Annotated in this window: 18 protein-coding genes; 13 read left to right on the top strand and 5 right to left on the bottom strand. The window is 58.6% G+C overall.

All coding sequences use genetic code 11. From position 1 onward, the window contains the following. Positions 1-121: 121 nt before the first annotated feature. Positions 122-1,309, top strand: a complete 1,188-nt coding sequence (locus M9827_RS08555) for an MFS transporter (RefSeq protein WP_250605062.1) — start codon at positions 122-124, stop codon at positions 1,307-1,309. 99 nt (positions 1,310-1,408) lie between these two features. Here M9827_RS08555 and M9827_RS08550 read toward each other — a convergent pair whose 3' ends face one another. Together M9827_RS08550 and M9827_RS08545 are read right to left on the bottom strand one after the other, a co-directional pair. Further along, on the bottom strand, positions 1,409-2,446 hold the full coding sequence (locus M9827_RS08550) for an alpha/beta hydrolase family protein (protein WP_250605061.1): 1,038 nt from the start codon (positions 2,444-2,446) through the stop codon (positions 1,409-1,411). Between the two features lie 234 nt (positions 2,447-2,680). Beyond that, positions 2,681-3,292 carry an FMN-dependent NADH-azoreductase gene (locus tag M9827_RS08545; RefSeq protein WP_250605060.1) on the bottom strand — a complete coding sequence of 204 codons (612 nt, stop codon included), beginning with the start codon at positions 3,290-3,292 and terminating at the stop codon, positions 2,681-2,683. A 128-nt stretch (positions 3,293-3,420) separates the two neighbouring features. Between M9827_RS08545 and M9827_RS08540 the strand changes: the two genes are divergently transcribed. Together M9827_RS08540 and M9827_RS08535 are read left to right on the top strand one after the other, a co-directional pair. Then, on the top strand, positions 3,421-4,329 hold the full coding sequence (locus tag M9827_RS08540) for a LysR substrate-binding domain-containing protein (RefSeq protein ID WP_123450019.1): 909 nt from the start codon (positions 3,421-3,423) through the stop codon (positions 4,327-4,329). Continuing rightward, complete coding sequence (locus M9827_RS08535; protein ID WP_095118795.1) at positions 4,326-4,685, top strand: MmcQ/YjbR family DNA-binding protein; 360 nt, start codon at positions 4,326-4,328, stop codon at positions 4,683-4,685. The genes M9827_RS08540 and M9827_RS08535 overlap by 4 nt, the downstream gene beginning before the upstream one ends. A 118-nt stretch (positions 4,686-4,803) precedes the next feature. Here M9827_RS08535 and M9827_RS08530 read toward each other — a convergent pair whose 3' ends face one another. Together M9827_RS08530 and M9827_RS08525 are read right to left on the bottom strand one after the other, a co-directional pair. Further along, positions 4,804-5,235 (bottom strand): DUF1294 domain-containing protein, encoded by a 432-nt coding sequence (locus M9827_RS08530; protein ID WP_250605059.1) that lies wholly within the window; start codon positions 5,233-5,235, stop codon positions 4,804-4,806. Next, the gene (locus M9827_RS08525; protein WP_250605058.1) at positions 5,232-6,062 is read right to left on the bottom strand and encodes an undecaprenyl-diphosphate phosphatase; all 831 of its coding nucleotides are present in this window, start codon (positions 6,060-6,062) and stop codon (positions 5,232-5,234) included. The genes M9827_RS08530 and M9827_RS08525 overlap by 4 nt, the downstream gene beginning before the upstream one ends. A gap of 305 nt (positions 6,063-6,367) precedes the next feature. Between M9827_RS08525 and M9827_RS08520 the strand changes: the two genes are divergently transcribed. The 9 genes from M9827_RS08520 (at position 6,368) to fapF (ending at position 14,683) form a co-directional block, all read left to right on the top strand. Then, positions 6,368-8,002, top strand: a complete 1,635-nt coding sequence (locus tag M9827_RS08520) for a methyl-accepting chemotaxis protein (protein ID WP_250605057.1) — start codon at positions 6,368-6,370, stop codon at positions 8,000-8,002. Positions 8,003-8,249: 247 nt separating this feature from the next. Further along, positions 8,250-8,813 carry a nicotinamide riboside transporter PnuC gene (gene pnuC / locus M9827_RS08515; RefSeq protein WP_123450024.1) on the top strand — a complete coding sequence of 188 codons (564 nt, stop codon included), beginning with the start codon at positions 8,250-8,252 and terminating at the stop codon, positions 8,811-8,813. Then, positions 8,810-9,334 carry an AAA family ATPase gene (locus M9827_RS08510; RefSeq protein ID WP_250605056.1) on the top strand — a complete coding sequence of 175 codons (525 nt, stop codon included), beginning with the start codon at positions 8,810-8,812 and terminating at the stop codon, positions 9,332-9,334. Before pnuC ends, M9827_RS08510 begins: the two co-directional genes overlap by 4 nt. 358 nt (positions 9,335-9,692) lie before the next feature. Continuing rightward, positions 9,693-10,142 carry a functional amyloid chaperone FapA gene (fapA, locus tag M9827_RS08505; RefSeq protein ID WP_250605055.1) on the top strand — a complete coding sequence of 150 codons (450 nt, stop codon included), beginning with the start codon at positions 9,693-9,695 and terminating at the stop codon, positions 10,140-10,142. Position 10,143: 1 nt separating this feature from the next. Further along, the gene (gene fapB, locus M9827_RS08500) at positions 10,144-10,719 is read left to right on the top strand and encodes a fibril amyloid subunit FapB (RefSeq protein ID WP_250605054.1); all 576 of its coding nucleotides are present in this window, start codon (positions 10,144-10,146) and stop codon (positions 10,717-10,719) included. Between the two features lie 74 nt (positions 10,720-10,793). Continuing rightward, positions 10,794-11,798: an amyloid-like fimbrin subunit FapC gene (gene fapC, locus M9827_RS08495; RefSeq protein ID WP_250605053.1), complete on the top strand. Its 1,005-nt coding sequence runs from the start codon at positions 10,794-10,796 to the stop codon at positions 11,796-11,798. Positions 11,799-11,861: 63 nt separating this feature from the next. Continuing rightward, entirely contained in the window at positions 11,862-12,542 is a 681-nt protein-coding gene (gene fapD / locus M9827_RS08490) for a fibril amyloid maturation endopeptidase FapD (RefSeq protein ID WP_250605052.1), read from the top strand. Positions 12,543-12,586: 44 nt separating this feature from the next. Beyond that, entirely contained in the window at positions 12,587-13,333 is a 747-nt protein-coding gene (gene fapE / locus M9827_RS08485) for a fibril amyloid subunit FapE (protein ID WP_250605051.1), read from the top strand. 45 nt (positions 13,334-13,378) lie between these two features. Continuing rightward, positions 13,379-14,683 carry a fibril amyloid transporter FapF gene (gene fapF / locus M9827_RS08480; protein WP_250605050.1) on the top strand — a complete coding sequence of 435 codons (1,305 nt, stop codon included), beginning with the start codon at positions 13,379-13,381 and terminating at the stop codon, positions 14,681-14,683. A gap of 98 nt (positions 14,684-14,781) precedes the next feature. Here the strand turns inward: fapF and M9827_RS08475 are convergent, their stop codons facing one another. After that, entirely contained in the window at positions 14,782-16,107 is a 1,326-nt protein-coding gene (locus M9827_RS08475) for a sigma-54 dependent transcriptional regulator (protein WP_250605049.1), read from the bottom strand. Positions 16,108-16,462: 355 nt separating this feature from the next. Between M9827_RS08475 and M9827_RS08470 the strand changes: the two genes are divergently transcribed. Beyond that, complete coding sequence (locus tag M9827_RS08470) at positions 16,463-16,729, top strand: hypothetical protein (protein WP_250605048.1); 267 nt, start codon at positions 16,463-16,465, stop codon at positions 16,727-16,729. The last annotated feature ends 4 nt before the right edge of the window (positions 16,730-16,733 follow it).

Raw genomic sequence — 16,733 nt, 5'->3', positions numbered from 1 at the left:
GCGGCGAAGGGGCCATCAGCGGCGACATCAATCCTCAGGAAAGATAGTTAGCCTGCTTTCTTTTATATGGCGCTCACGCCATGATGCGAGCTCTCCCACCGCCGCCCGCGAACGAGTCCTCATGTCTGCGCAGCAACAGCCACCGCAACGCTCCATGGCGATCACCCTGCAGATCGTCTCCATCGTGTTCTACACCTTTATTGCGTTCCTCTGCATCGGTCTGCCGATCGCGGTGTTGCCCGGTTATGTGCATGAGCAACTGGGGTTCAGCGCGGTCATCGCCGGGCTGGTGATTGGCTCGCAGTACCTGGCCACCCTGCTCAGCCGGCCGATGGCCGGGCGCATGTCGGACACGCTCGGGACCAAACGGGCAATCATCTATGGCTTGTGGGGGATTGTCCTCAGCGGTTTGCTGACGCTGGTGTCCACGCTGCTGCAGGACTTTGCGCTGGCCAGCCTGATTATTCTGATCATCGGCCGTTTGCTGCTCGGCATCGCGCAGGGCTTGATTGGCGTCGGCACGATCAGTTGGTGCATGGGCCAGGTCGGCGTCGAGCACACGGCAAAATCGATCGGCTGGAACGGCATCGCCTCCTATGGAGCAATTGCCATTGGTGCGCCGTTGGGTGTGGTGATGGTCGCCGATTACGGCTACACCAGTCTGGGCATCGCGCTAGCCGTGCTCGCGGCTGGCGCACTGCTGCTGATCCGCAATAAACCGTCAGTGCCGGTGATCCGTGGCGAACGGCTGCCGTTCTGGGCAGTGTTCGGGCGAATCGCCCCCTATGGCGCCAGCCTGACCCTGGCCTCGATCGGCTACGGCACGCTGACCACTTTCATCACGCTGTATTATCTCAACCGCGGCTGGACCGGCGCGGCGTATTGCCTGACGGTGTTTGGCGTGTGCTTCATCCTGTCGCGGCTGATGTTTATCTCGGCGATCAGTCGTTTCGGCGGTTTCAGGTCAGCCATCGCCTGCATGACCATCGAAACCGTGGGGCTGGTGCTGTTGTGGCTGGCACCGTCCACCGCATTTGCCTTGATCGGCGCGGGACTGGCGGGGTTTGGCCTGTCGCTGGTGTATCCGGCGTTGGGTGTCGAGGCGATCAAGCAGGTGCCCAGTTCCAGCCGCGGTTCCGGGTTGGGCGCTTATGCGGTGTTCTTCGATCTGGCACTGGCGATTGCCGGGCCGTTGATGGGTGCGGTCGCGTTGAATCTGGGATATGCGTGGATATTCCTCAGTGCGGCGCTGTTGTCAGTGATCGGCTTGGGGCTGACCTTGCTGCTAAAGCGCCGGGCAACAAGCTGAAAAGCAAAGTCAAAAGATCGCAGCCTTCGGCAGCTCCTACAGGTTGAACGGTATTCCCATGTAGGAGCTGCCGAAGGCTGCGATCTTTTAATCTTTTGATCATTGATCCGCGGTCTGCATGCCGGCCCGGGTCGGTTTACCCAAGGTGTGCGAGAAGAACCGTCCAGCCTCCGAGATCAGGTTGCGATGGATATCCTCACGATCCACACCATCGGCATCGGTGCACAGCGCCGGCATCGCGCGAATCTGCTCTTCATTACACGGCGCCATAAAGACGAAGTGCCCTGCCCCGGCCAGTAATTTGAAATCCGGCGCCGTCGGCAGTTTGCGCGCCAGCGCTGCGGCGTTCTTGTCGAAAGCCACCAGTTTGTCGCCATCGCCGCTATAGAGCAGCACCGGCACATGCACATCGGCCAGGGTGTGACGGCCAAACTTCAGACTCAACGGCGCCATCAACAGCAAGGCATGCACGCGCGGATCGGCCACCGGTTGCAGATCATCCCGATCAACGATCAACTCACCTTGGGTGTTACAGGCATCACGATCGTCCGGGCGCTCCTGGCAATACCGACGCAGGCGATCCAGATCCGGTTGCGCCCCGGACAGGATCAACGCGGTCTCGCCGCCCGCGGAATAACCGATCACCCCGACCTGATCGGCGTTGACGTAGGGCGCAAGCATGCGGTCGCCCAGGGTCGCGGTGATGGCTTCGGAAATCTGGATCGGCCGCCCGTAGAGGTTGCTCAGGGTGCCGAGTCGGCTGTGGTCTTTGGAGTTGTCGCCGGGGTGAATCACCGCCACCACGACAAAGCCTTTGCGCGCCAGCGATGTCGCCAGGTCGTGCAGCGCGAGCGGCGTGCCGGTGTTGCCGTGGGACAACATCAGCATCGGAAAGCGGCCGATGGCGACTTTGGTGTCTTCGCCGGCCTCGACCGAATAACCCTCGAGCAGGCTCATGTGCTCGCGATCGCTGGAAGGATAGAAGGCGATGGCGCGCATCGGTTGCAAGTCCAGCGGATCGAGGAAGGTCATCTCGTGATAACCGACGCTCCAGACCGGGTGTCGCCCAGGCGCGGCATGCACTGTGTCAAGGCTGCCAAGCAGGCAAATCAGTAACGTTGCACAAAGACGCATCATGGGATGCCCCACCCTGTTGTTACTCAATCGAAAGGTCCGTTACGTTGCGGGCCTGAACCCCGGGGATGCGGTGTTCCGATACGACAATGCACTCAGACGCTGATTGTCTGACTGCATAACCCGGGCCAGATTATGTAACAGCCAGAAACAAAAAACTCCGTATTCGCCCTTGCGGAACCAGAATACAGAGTTTTTTGGGTATTACCTGAACATCAGCTGTTCTTTACGCAAGCCTTACGCGGCGGCGAACAGTTGCTCGCTGATCTTCGCTTGTGCAGCGGTCATGGCGTTGTTGCGCACTTCATCGCCATACGCCAGGCCTTCGGCACGGACGATTTCGATGTCGGTGATGCCGAGGAAGCCCAGTACCAGCTTCAGGTATTCTTCGTGAGCGATGCCGCTGGCCTGACCGGCATGAATGCCGCCGGAAGTGGAAACGATCACCACTTTCTTGCCGCCGCACAGGCCTTCAGGGCCGGCTTCGGTGTAACGGAAGGTTTGACCGGCAACAGCCACGCGATCGATCCACGCCTTGAGCTGGGTTGGAACAGTGAAGTTGTACATCGGAGCGGCGATCACCACGGCATCGGCAGCGATGAACTCGGCCAGGGTCGAAGCGCTCAGTTCGGCTTCGTGCTGTTGTGCGGCGTTACGCAGTTCAGCAGTGGTGCCGGCAGCCACCAGGGTGGTCGACGAGAAGTGGCTGATGGCGTCAGCGGCCAGGTCGCGGTAGGTCACCACGGCGCTTGGCTCGGCGGCTTGCCAGGCTTTGACGACTTCGCCGCTCAACTGACGGGAAGCCGAGTTGTCGCCCAGAATGCTCGAATCGATATGCAGCAGTTTCATGTGGAATCTCCTGGAAGGAATCGCCGGTGGCGACGGAATGGAGACAATCCTACGCAAGAAACCAATGGATGATTAGCCGCCTGAAATGCGATAGTTTGTCCCACTGATAGAACAGTCGGATATCCCTGATGCAAGACCTCAACGATCTCTACTATTTCGCCAAAGTCGTCGAGGCCGGCGGTTTTGCGGCGGCCGGGCGATTGCTCGGGATTCCCAAGTCCCGCTTGTCACGGCGCATTGCCGAACTGGAAGAACGCCTCGGCGCACGCTTGCTGCAGCGCACCACCCGACAACTCAATCTCACAGCGGTTGGCGAACGTTACTTGCGTCACTGTCAGGCAATGTTGCTGGAAGCGGAAATGGCCGATGAGGCGGTGGCGAGCATGTCGAGCGAGCCGCGCGGTCGGCTGCGCGTGTCCTGCCCCACCGGTCTGGCCCGGGAAATGTTGCCGTGGGTCATTAGCGACTTCCTCGGCAAATTCCCTCAGGTGCAACTGGAAGTGGTGTTGCTCAATCGCCGGGTCGATCTGGTCGGCGAAGGTTTTGACGTCGCGCTGCGCGTGCGTGAACACGGTGACGAGGATCCGCTGTTGGTGACCCGGCGTTTGCGTCAGGCGCAAATGGTCGTGGTGGCCAGTCCGGCGTTTTTGCAAGGCAAAACGATCAACCATCCGCAAGACCTGAAGCATCTGCCCGTATTGGGCGCGCTGGAGGCGGATCGTATGGTGCATGTGCGCCTGCTCGATCAGCAGGGCCACAGTTTCGAACTGAACATGGAGGCTCGCCTGGGCATCGACGATTTTGTCGTGCGCAAGGCCTGCGTCCTCGCCGGTCAGGGGTTTACCCTGTTGCCGATGATGTATTGCGAAGCGGAGCTGGAAAGCGGCACCCTGGTGCAGATGTTGCCAGAGTGGTCACTGCCGGGTGGCTGGCTGCAAGCGGTGTATCCGCATCGGCGCGGAGTGATGCCAGCGGTGCGCGCATGGATCGATCATCTGGTCGAATCGTTCAATGCCTGTGGGGAGCGGTTGTTATGAGCAAGGGAAAGATGAGCGAAGCCGACGTGGCAGCGTTCTGCCTGGCATTGCCGGGCGCTCGGGAAGATTACAAGTGGGGCGGCGTGCGGGTGTTTTCGATTGCCGGCAACAAGATGTTTGCCTTGCAGGGGCTGCGCGGGGACTCGCTGGCGTTCAAGGTCGACAAGGATCTGTTTCTCGGTCATTGCGACCGCCCCGGCATTCATCCGGCGCCGTATCTGGCGCGGGCGCAGTGGATCATCATGCACCCGCCCTACCCGTTGGGGGCTGAGGAATTGCAAGGGTTGCTGCAGCGCTCGCATCAACTGGTGGTGAGCAAGTTGCCGAAAAAGACCCAAATCGGTTTATTGCTGTAACCCCAATCCCCCTGTGTAGGAGCTGCCGAAGGCTGCGATCTTTTGACTTTGATCTTTTAAAAGCAAGATCAAAAGATCGCAGCCTTCGGCAGCTCCTACATAGGGAATTGCGGTGTGTTCAAAACAGGGTTAGCAGGTTCGAGCCAAGAAACAACTGGTCGATCCAGAACACCTGATGCAGCAGCACAATCACCCAGAACAGAATCTGGAACGACACCTTGCGCGTCTTGTGCCGGAACACCTGCTGGGCGATCAACGCACCCGGCCAGCCGCCCGCCAGTTCCACGGCATGCAGGATGTTTTCCGGTGTGCGCCAGACATCGGTGCGCGCCTTGCGTTTGTCCGCCCAGTACATGAAGAACGCCAACACACTGACCACGCCGTAAGCCGTCAGCGGCACCAAAGAGATCCCGCGCAACCACATCGACACCGAGCCGAACAACGGCAACGCGCAGACGATCAGCAGAACGACCAGTTTCAGCTTCAGATGCTGAATATTGTTGCCGCCCGAAGGACGCCCCTCGGGCCGGCGTGCACGGGAATCACTCATGGCCTGGCCGCCGCCCAGTCAACCCAGCCAAACTGCCAGGTCGCCAGAATCAGCAGACCGAACACAATCCGGTACCAGGCAAACGCCGCATAGCTGTGGCTGGCGATGAACTTGAGCAAGCCGCGCACGGCGATCATGGCGAAGATGAACGCGGTAACAAAACCGATGGCGAACACCGGGAAGTCCGCAGGCACAAACAGGTCGCGGTACTTGTAGCCCGAGTAGACCGCCGCACCGACCATGGTCGGCATCGCAAGGAAGAAGGAAAACTCGGTGGCGGTCTTGCGCGACAGGCCGAACAGCAACCCGCCTATGATCGTCGAGCCGGAACGCGAAGTGCCGGGAATCATCGCCAGGCACTGGGCGAAACCGACTTTGAGGGCATCTTTCCAGGTGATCTCGTCGACCGTTTCGGCGTGCACTTCATGCTGACGCTTTTCCGCCCACAACATGATGATGCCGCCCACCACCAACGCGGCCGCGACGGTAATCGGGTTGAACAGGTATTCGTGGATCAGGTCGGCAAAGATCACGCCGAGTACCACGGCGGGCAGAAACGCGATCAGCAGGTTGGCGGTAAAACGCCGTGCGCTCGGCTGGGTCGGCAAGCCGATGACCACGTCGAGAATCTTGCGCCGAAACTCCCAGACCACCGCGAGGATCGCGCCGAGCTGGATGATGATGTTGAACGCCATGGCCCGTTCGCCGCCGAACTCGAGCAAGTCGGCAACAATGATCTGGTGTCCGGTACTGGAAATGGGCAAAAACTCCGTCAGCCCTTCTACAACTCCTAGTATCAGTGCCTGCAAGGCCGTCCAAAGATCCATCAATCCCCCAAAGAGCGATGCGCGCGGGCATGCTCCGATAGTATTTTTCTAGCGTTCACTGCGATCAGCGTAGCTGCAAATGGCTGTACCGATTCCGCACGCACAGGATCCACACGAAACGGTCAAAATTCCGTGAAATATCAATTTGGATTCAGGTTTTCACGCGCGGGGCCGAAATCCTAACAGACAAGCCTTAATAGCGCTGCCGCGTTATACGACTTGGGTCGCGTATGCCCGCTCACTGAATCGTGGTTGGATGCTGGCGGTCGTTTATTACAAGAAAAAGAATCCGGAGTGACAGCGTTATGAACAGCTTGCGCAGTGTGTCGATCAGCCGACGCTTGTGGCTCATCTTGATTGTGGCGGTGGTCATGTTGCTGACCTTGGGCGTGTTGATGCTCAAGCAGATCCATGACGATCTCTACCACGCCAAGGCCCAGAAAACCCAACACGTGGTGCAGACCGCCAGCGGCCTGCTGACCTATTACCACGACCTCGAAACCGCTGGCACTCTGACCAAAGAAGCGGCGCAAAAACAGGCCCTGACGGCGATTCGTGGCCTGCGCTACGACCAGAGCGATTATTTCTGGATCAACGACCTCACGCCCGTGATGGTCATGCACCCGACCAACCCGAAACTGGAAGGCCAGAACCTCTCGGCGATCCGCGACCCGGACGGCTTTGCGGTGTTCAACGAAATGGTCGCCATCGCCAAGTCCAAGGGCGCCGGCATGGTCGATTATCGCTGGCCGAAACCTGGCGCCAGTGAGCCAGTGGCCAAGACCTCCTACGTCAAACTGTTCGAGCCGTGGGGCTGGGTGCTCGGCTCCGGCGTATACGTTGACGACGTGCAGGCAGAATTCCGGGCTCAAGTGATCAAGGCTACGGTCATCGGCTTGGCCATCGCCGTGATCATGGCGCTGCTGGTGATCCTCATCGCGCGCAGCATTGTCCGTCCGCTGCAGGAAACCGTGAACGCCATGGCCAACATCGCCAGTGGCGAAAGCGACCTGACCCGCAGCCTCGATACCCACGGCAAGGATGAAGTCACTGAACTGGCGCATCACTTCAACGCCTTTACCGCCAAGCTGCGTCGAGTGATCGGTGACTTGCAAGTGTCGGCCAGTGCGCTGGGCCAATCCTCCAGCGAACTGGGCAACGACGCCGCGCAAGCGCAGCAACGCAGCCAGCAGCAATCGCAGCAGATGGAACTGGTGGCCACCGCGATCAACGAAGTGACCTATGGCGTCCAAGACGTGGCGAAAAACGCCGAACACGCCGCCGCGGAAATGCGCGATGCCGAGGCGCAGGCGCAACAGGGCCAGATCAACATCGACGGCAGCTTGCAGCAGATCGACAAGCTGTCCGGCACGATTGATCAAGCGGTTGAAGTGATCCGCACCCTCGCCGCCGAAAGCACGCAGATCGGCAGCGTACTGGAAGTGATTCGCTCGATTGCCGAACAGACCAACCTGCTCGCCCTCAATGCTGCCATCGAAGCGGCGCGGGCCGGTGAGCAAGGTCGCGGGTTTGCCGTGGTGGCGGATGAAGTGCGCCTGTTGGCACAGCGGACGCAGAAGTCGACGGCGGAAATCCAGTCGATGATCGAGCGCCTGCAGAACCATTCCGAAGCTGCCGTAAAAGTGATCAGCGACAGCAGCAAGGCGTCGCAGTTGACCATCGAACAGGCGGGGTTGGCCGGAGCGAGTCTGAATGCGATTGGGCAGGCGCTGCGTAATCTCAATGGGCTGAATGCGTCGATTGCCAGCGCAACGCTACAACAGGCGCATGTGGTCGAAGACATCAATCAGAACGTCACCCAGGCCGCCGGCCTCTCGCACAGCACGGCCATTGCGGCCGAACAGTCGAGTGCGGCCAGCCTGAAACTTGGCCAATTGAGCGAGCAACTCAACGCCCTCCTGCGCCAGTTCCGCGTCTGACCCGTGTAACCCTGGTGAACCCGCCCCAGCCCTCTCCCCGAGGAGAGGGGGCCGACCGAGGTGTCTGGCGTCCAACACGGACCTGAACAATCGAGTCGATTATGGAATCAACGCAGAAAGATCAGGTCGGCGTATCTCGAACATCCAACTCGGTCAGTCCCCTCTTCCTCCGGGAGAGGGTTAGGGTGAGGGGTTTGGCCCAATGCAGTACAATCCGCCCCTTCTTTCTCTCCCCCAAGGAACCTCCATGTCCGGGCTCGAACTGTTTGCCGCCGCCCTCGGGGTAATCGCCGTATGGCTGACGGTCAAACAGAATCCGTGGTGCTGGCCGATCGGTCTGGTCATGGTGTTGCTCTATAGCTGGATCTTCTTTGAAGTGAAGCTGTATTCGGACATGTTGTTGCAAGTGATCTACGCCGCGCTGCAAGTCTATGGCTGGTGGCAATGGACCCGCGCCGGGACGATGCACGATGGCCGCGAAGTCACGCGCCTCGATCAACGCTCTATCCTGATCGGCCTCGGCGTTGGGGCGGTCGGCAGTCTGCTGCTGGGCGCGGCCATGGCCCACTGGACCGACGCCGCGCAACCGTGGCTGGATGCGGCTCTCACCGGTTTCAGCCTGGTTGCGCAGCTGTGGATGGCGCAGAAACGCCTGCAATGCTGGGCGCTGTGGTTCGTGCTCGATGTGATTTTTGTTGGGCTGTTCATCTATAAGGGGCTGTACCTCACTGCTGCGCTGTACGGTCTGTTTACCCTGCTGGCGATTCAGGGCTTTCGCGAATGGCGCGCTGACCCGGCGCTGCGCACATGAAGGTGGTGGTCCTGACCGGCCCCGAATCCACCGGCAAGAGCTGGCTGGCGGCGGGCCTGCAACAACGCTTTGGCGGGGTGCGCGTGGATGAATATGTACGTCGGTTTATCGAGCTCAATCCCCGCGATACCTGTCTGGCCGATATCCCTGAAATAGCCCGGGGCCAACTGCAATGGGAAGATCAGGCGCGACAGCAGCAGCCGGCGCTGCTGATTCTCGACACCCATTTGCTGAGCAATATCCTGTGGAGCCAGACACTGTTCGGCGATTGTCCGCACTGGCTGGAATCCGAGTTGCTGGCGCGGCATTACGACCTGCACCTTCTTTTGTCCCCGGAACAGATCGACTGGACCGACGACGGTCAGCGCTGCCAACCGGACCTGCACGAGAGACTGGCGTTTTACCAGGCCACGCAAAACTGGCTGGAAAACCACCGTCAGCGTTTTCAGGTTATCCGGGGCAATTGGGCCGAACGCCAGTTGCGCGCATTTGCTGCCGTCGAGCAACTGCTGGCCGAGTGACCCGTTCACCGGGGGCAGATTCCCCGGTGTTCCCCCCTGTTTTGGGGGCAAAGTGTCCATTCCTGAAACACTCGTCCGAGTGCAAAGCGCCCGTTTCAGCACGATTCACGGATTTGTCATGGCAGTTGTAAAGCAACTGAAACACCATGGCGTAACCCCCTGTTCCAGAGCTTTGTTCAGCCAATAGACCGGTCAGCGCGACCGTGCCTGTTTCAAGCATGAAACAGATTGTGTATCAGCCCTCTGCGTTTATTTCGCAAACCATTGAAAATAAACAACATTTAAAAAGCGGCACAGCATTCGCTCTCTCCTTCACAACGCTGACTAGGGCCAGCCCACTGAAGAAGGAATTGCAGCCGTGGGGAATATCAAAAAAGGTTTGACCAGCCTTCTGCTGATCGGATCAGCAGCCAGTACGTTGATCAGCTTCAACGTGCAAGCGGAAGGCAACGGTGTGATTGTCCTCAACCGTGACGTTCAACCTATTCCTATCGGTCGCAATGGTGGCAAAGACCCCTACCCGACCACCGTCAATGCCAACCCGTCGGCTCGCATCAATCAGACCCTGAGCAACACCGAACTCAGTGACGGTGACTTTGCCAGTGTCGCCAGTGGTTCTTCGATTCGCGGCAACATGACCACACCGAACTCGAACCTGCCCGGCATGAACACGCTGACCAATCCCAACGGTATGCCAGGCATGAGTGCCGGCCACGGTGGCGGCTCTGGCACATCGATCTCCAATACGGTCAACCGGGCCATGAGCACCGGTCTTGCCCCTCTGACCCGTATGGCCGGAGGCCAATGAGATGAATCGTTCATTCCTTTTGCTTGCCTTGCTTGGCTGCACCACTGCCATGGCTGACGACCCCGCGTCAGTGAACAACGCCAACCTTCAGGATTCCGGGGCTCAGTATCGCGGCAACTTCAACGTCAACCAGGCCGCCGGTGACCAGATGCAACAAGCCAACACCAAGGCAATCGCCATCGGCACCGAATCGCATGCCACCACCAGCGTTATCCAGAGGATCGACACACCAGCCGATCGCTCGATGAATGCCAGCGCCAACATTGGCGGCAACTCTTTCAGCAATGGCAACGGGATCCTGGGTGTGAACCAGGGCGCCGGGGCCAACAACCAGATGGCCAACGTGACGCGCGTCAGCATCAGTGCTGCCCCGCAGAGCGTTGACGACAGTGCCCTTTCGCAACAGAACGTGGCGCTTTTACCGAGCTCAGGAGCAACTGGTACCTCTTCCGGCAGTCGCCAGGTCACGACAAGTGATCAGGCCTTCACCGGCAGCCGCGGGGTAATCCAGGTGAACCAGAGTGCCGGGGTGGGGAACCGAATGGCTAACACCCTGAGCATCCGGGTCGCTGACTGACCCAAACAACAAAAGCAGTGCAATTAGAAAAGTACCAACACTTAACCAACTAATAAGCACGATGGAGAAACACCATGAAACCTACAATGGCTCTCAAACCACTGGTTTTCGCACTTGCAGCAGTGATGGCAATCGCAGCACAGGCAGGCGGTCGTGATGACGATCATGGTAATGGGCATGGCAATGGACACGGCAACGGGCATGGTAATAACCAGCCTAAAGGCCCGACCCTGGAACAACTGCTGCAAATCACCGCAGGCGCCGGCGCCGCTGTGCTTGACGTGCAAGACAGCGACGGCAACGTGGTGAAAAACCAAGGCACCGTCAACAACGCCAACGCCAGCGACTCGCTCAATGGTTCCAACGGCAACATGGGCGCCAACGTTGCAGCCGGTGACGGCAACCAACAAGACAACGCCGCCGCCCTGGCTACCGCCGACGAAAGCTTCATCTTCGGCACCGCTGTTGCTGCCTCGAGTGCAACTCAAGTCAACAACAACAACTATGTGAAAAACTCGTCCACCTTCAACAACGCTACGCTCAACAATGCAGGCAACAATGGTTCCGGCAACATCGGCATCAACGTCACCGCCGGCAACTTCAACCAGCAGAAAAACAACCTGGCGATCGCCGTATCCGGTGGCCGCGTAGCTCAGGCTGCTGCTTCTGCCAACCAGTCCTCGACTGGCCTGGTTGTCGACAACAAAGGCGTGCAGACCTACAAAACCGACACCCTCACCGGCACCTACGCTGCCGCTGGCGTGTTTAAAGCCAAAGGCACCGCAACCATCGAAGACGATAATGATCACGGCGGTTGGGGCAATCGTGGTGGCGGCCACGGCGGCAACGACGATCAGAAAGCCAAGTTCGAAGCCGTGGGTACCTTTGGCCTCGCTGGCGTCACCACTCAGCAAGTGCTGACCAAAGATGGCTGGAAAGCACCTGTTGTGAACAATGCCAACATGACCAACTCGATGAACAACTTCTCCGGCAACGGCGGAGCCAACGTCTCGGCGGGTGTGGGCAACCAACAAAGCAACTCGCTGTCCATCGCTGCAGGTTGCAAAGCCTGCATGTAATCGCGATCGAAACGAAAGCCCCGGAAACGGGGCTTTTCCTCAGTCCGCAAAGGCGTATCGATCATGCGTAAAGCTGCCCTCTTCGCTCTGCTTTGTGTCTGTGGCCTGACTCAGGCCGGTCAGATGCCCGTGGCCGCCCTGCCGGGTGGCACGCTCGTCTACAAGAACGTGCAAAGCATTCGTGAGCGCAAGTTTGCCGACATCGTCGAACAGAAAACCGATTTCAGCTGCGGCGCTGCTGCACTGGCCACGGTGTTACGCCAGGCCTATTGGCTCGACGTCGATGAGGAGCACATCATCAAAGGCATGCTGGTCAACGCTGACCAGGACCTTGTACGTACTCAAGGTTTCTCCATGCTGGACATGAAGCGCTATATAGAAAGCATCGGCATGCGCGCCAGGGGTTACAAGATTCCACCGGAAAAGCTTGAAGCAGTCACGATCCCGGTGGTGGTACTGATGGAAATTCGCGGCTACAAGCATTTCGTCGTGTTACAGCGTTCGGACAAGGATTGGGTTTACATCGGAGACCCGGTGCTCGGCCATAAACGCTACAAACATGATGATTTTGTCAAAGGTTGGAACGGCATCGTTTTCGCCATCGTCGGTCCCGGATATGACAAGGCCAACGCCTTGCGCAGTCCTCCTGTACCGCTGACGGCCAAAAACCAGCTGGATAGTTTCAACCCTGTCAAAGATGCTGAATTGATGGACTTCGGGTTCATACAGAGCGACTTCTTTTAATCGCCGATTATAAAGAATGGGGCTGGATGTCCCGGGAGCAGCAAATGAAAACCTCATACTGGCTGGCCGCCGCCTGCCTGGCAGCGAGTGCGTCAGGCTATGCCAATGCAGGATTCAAACCTATCGAGATACAGGACAAAGAGTTGTCCGAACTACGTGGTCGTTACGTCATGCCGGGGCGGATCATCAGCTTCGGCATTGTCATGAGCAGCACCTGGCGCAACGCCAGTGGCGATCTGATCGGGGCTGCCACCTCGATGCAACTTCAGGCAGCTACGATAAAACCCGAATTCTACGTGCAAACCATCAAGGAACACGGCAACGGCAACCCCCTCTCAACCGGTACCGGCACGATCACCGGTGGCGCCGGCCTCAACAGCAGCCAGGGCGTAACGCAAAGCGTGCGTGCCGCTGGCGACAGCAATACCGCCTACAACAACGTCGCCATCAACGTATCGGAAGCCAGTCAGGCGCCCGCACTGGTGCCCGCGCAGGGCCAGGCATTGATGGCCGGGCAAACCATCGGCGGCAGCAATGCCGCGGGCAGCGTGGCCGTTTCGGCCAACGGTGGCGGCGTACAGATGGCCATTCAGGCCGCCGGCAATCAGGGCACAGCCCTGCAACAAGTCGCCCAGGGTGGCTTGCTACAGAACACCCGGTTGCTCGGCAGTGCCAACGTGGTCAATAACATGACGCAACTCAACGTCGTCCTGAACAATAACGGCATGAGTGCCGGTGCACTGGATTGCAACCTGAGTCAACTCAGGGCACTACGCACCATTGGATATTGAACTACGCTGAGTCTCGATCATTGGGCTTAAAGGGACGGCTTATTCATGTATCGATCAGTATCACTGCGTGCCGCTATTTGTTTGAGCACTCTTCTACCTGCAGCGATGCTGCAAGCGGCACCGGACGCCGATGTAGAAACCCTGAAACAAGAGCTTCTGGAGCTGAAGCAAAGATACGAAGTACAACAAAAAGCCCTGGCGGTACTTGAACAACGAGTCCGCCAGGTTGAAGAGCAACCCGCCGCCCCACCACCAAAACGGCTGGCCAAATCGCCATCGGACATGAAAGGCAATCGCGTCGCCACCGGCACCGGTGCGGCTGCTGCATCAGGAGGCGCCGCCGGGGGCAGTGGCGCTTCGTATGGGCAATCGCTGGCTGACGATTCACAACCGGCGCAGAGCGTTTCCAATCTGTACGACGAGGCCAGTGGCTTCTTCGGCGGCGGCAAGTTCAGCGTCGAAACCGGCATCACCTATTCGCGCTATGACACGCGCCAGTTGATTCTCAACGGTTTCCTCGCGCTGGATTCGATATTCCTCGGCAACATCAATCTCGACCGGATCAAGGCCGACACCTGGACCCTCGACCTGACGGGCCGCTACAACTTCGATAATCGCTGGCAGTTCGACCTGAACGTGCCCGTGGTGTATCGCGAATCGACTTATCAGTCGGGCGGCGGCAATGAGGGCGCGGCGGGGGTCACCACCGAAGAAACCGTTACCAAGGATCCAACCATTGGCGACGTCAACTTCGGCATCGCTTACAAGTTCCTCGACGAGTCGGTCAATACGCCGGACGCGGTGGTCACACTGCGGGTCAAGGCGCCAACCGGCAAGGATCCGTTCGGCATCAAGCTGCGCCAGACCAACGCCAACTCCAACCTGTTCGTGCCTGACACCCTGCCTACCGGCAACGGCGTCTGGTCGATCACCCCGGGTATCTCGCTGGTCAAGACGTTTGACCCGGCCGTGCTGTTCGGCAGTTTGTCCTACACCCACAACCTGGAGGAGTCGTTCGACGATATCAGTTCCACCGTCAACCAGAAAAACCCGGGCAAAGTGCGCATTGGCGACAGTTTCCAGATTGGTGCCGGTATCGCGTTCGCATTGAACGAGAAGATGAGTATGTCGTTTTCGGTGTCTGACTTGGTGCAACGCAAGAGCAAGCTGAAACAGGATGGCGGGGATTGGGAATCGGTGGTGTCGAGTGACGCCAACGCCGGTTACTTCAACGTCGGTATGACCATTGCGGCCACCGACAACCTGACCATCGTGCCCAACCTGTCCATCGGCATGACGGATGATGCCCCGGACTTTTCCTTCAGCCTGAAATTCCCGTACTACTTCTAGGCAAAAGCAAAAGATCGCAGCCTGCGGCAGCTCCTACAGGGATTACACAACCCAATGTAGGAGCTGCCGCAGGCTGCGATCTTTTGATCTTCAGCGATCTAACGGATTTGATGCTTGTGCAGCAAACGGTAGAACGTCGGCCGTGACACACCCAGTACTTTTGCCGCCACGCTGAGATTATCGCTGTGCCGGTTCAACACATCGCACAACGCCTGGCGCTCGGCGCGGGTCTTGTAGTCTTCCAGCGTGCCCATCGGGGTGGCGATCGAGTGCTGGCTGATCAACCCCAGATCTCGGGCCTCGATCTGCCGGCCTTCAGCCAACACCAGCCCACGGCGCACACGGTTGGCCAGTTCACGGACATTGCCCGGCCAGTCATGTTTGCCCATGGCAATCAGCGCGTCTTCACTGAAACTGCGTGGACGGCGGCCGGTTTCGTGGCTGTAGAAGTGGGAAAAGTGGTTGGCCAGCATCGACAGATCACCATGGCGTTCACGCAACGGCGCGGTGACCACTTGCAGCACATTGAGCCGGTAATACAGATCCTCACGGAAAAGCTTCTTCTCGATGGCCGCCTCAAGATCGACGTGCGTCGCCGCCAGCACACGCACATCCACCGGGATCGGCTGGCTGCCGCCGACGCGTTCGATGTGTTTTTCCTGCAGGAAGCGCAGGAGGTTGGCCTGCAGTTCCAGCGGCAGATCACCGATTTCATCGAGAAACAGCGTGCCGCCATTGGCCGCTTCAATGCGTCCGACCTTGCGCTGATGCGCGCCGGTAAACGCGCCCTTCTCGTGGCCGAACAGCTCGGACTGAATCAAATGTTCGGGAATTGCCCCGCAATTGATCGCCACAAACGGTTTGCTGTGACGCTGGGATTGCCGATGCAGCGTGCGCGCGACCAGTTCTTTGCCGGTGCCGCTTTCGCCACGGATCAGCACTGGCGATTCGGTGGGCGCCAGTTTGCTCAGCAGTTTGCGCAATTCGCGGATCGGCTTGCTGTCGCCGAGCAGCTCATGTTCGGGCTGATCCACGTGAATCGTGCCCTGCCCGCGCAGACGCGCCATGCCGAATGCCCGGCCAAGGGTGACCTGCACCCGCGACACGTCAAACGGCAAGGTGTGGAAATCGAAAAACCATTCGCAGACGAAGTCACCGACGTTTTGTAAGCGCAGGACTTCCTGATTGAGCACGGCGATCCATTCAGTGCCGCTACGACTGATCAGCTCCTTGACCGCCTCGGGGTGTTCGAGATGAAACGGCTGTAAACGCAACAAGCCGACATCGCAACTGCGGTCGGCGGCATTTTCCAGAGTGCAACTGTCAACATCCCAACCTACGGCGCGTAATCCGGGCAATAAGCGGTGGCAGTCGTCGCACGGATCGACCACCAATAAACGTCTTAACGCTGGCGCTTCGCTCATGACTGTTCCTTGGCGCCAAATTATTAGAAATGATTGTAAAAACAGTCATTTGGCAGACCCGACTGTAACACTAGCAAGATTTTGACAGGGCCTTGTATCGATTGCTTATAGGTGTGCAAGCAAACACGTTATAAGAAGCCAAGTTGTTAGTTAGCTATCGACTAACTAGCCGCCTTAAACCTTTCAGGAAGCTTTCAAGGACCGTGCGAAAAGCAATGCCAGGAAAGAAAGTTGAAATTTCTTTGTTTAATGTGTGACCTGCCAGCCGGTTCGGTGCATCAGTACAAGTACCAGCCGCACGGTACGCCCAACCGACGGCACATCACTTGATTGGGCACGACAGAGAGAAAAACCCATGACCGCCCCGCTCCGTATCAACGAAGCTCTTTTGATTGCCAACCACGCGTTCAAACCTTTCCAGTGCGTGGCCTGGGCGCCACAAGACGGCAATGGCGAACTGAGCCTGACCGTGATCGACCGGACCAATTCGCACATCGGTCGCAAACAGATCCCAAGCAGCGCCTACTCCGATCCGGCGCAACTCGAGCAACTGCTACAGCAGGCTCGCGCCGAACTCAGTGAAGAAGGTTACAACCTGCAATCCTGGTCGATGCCACACTAACAGC

Origin of the sequence: Pseudomonas sp. AKS31 (assembly GCF_023634765.1) — a bacterium.
Classification (GTDB): Bacteria; Pseudomonadota; Gammaproteobacteria; order Pseudomonadales; family Pseudomonadaceae; genus Aquipseudomonas.
This window is presented reverse-complemented; position numbering and strand designations above follow the sequence as displayed.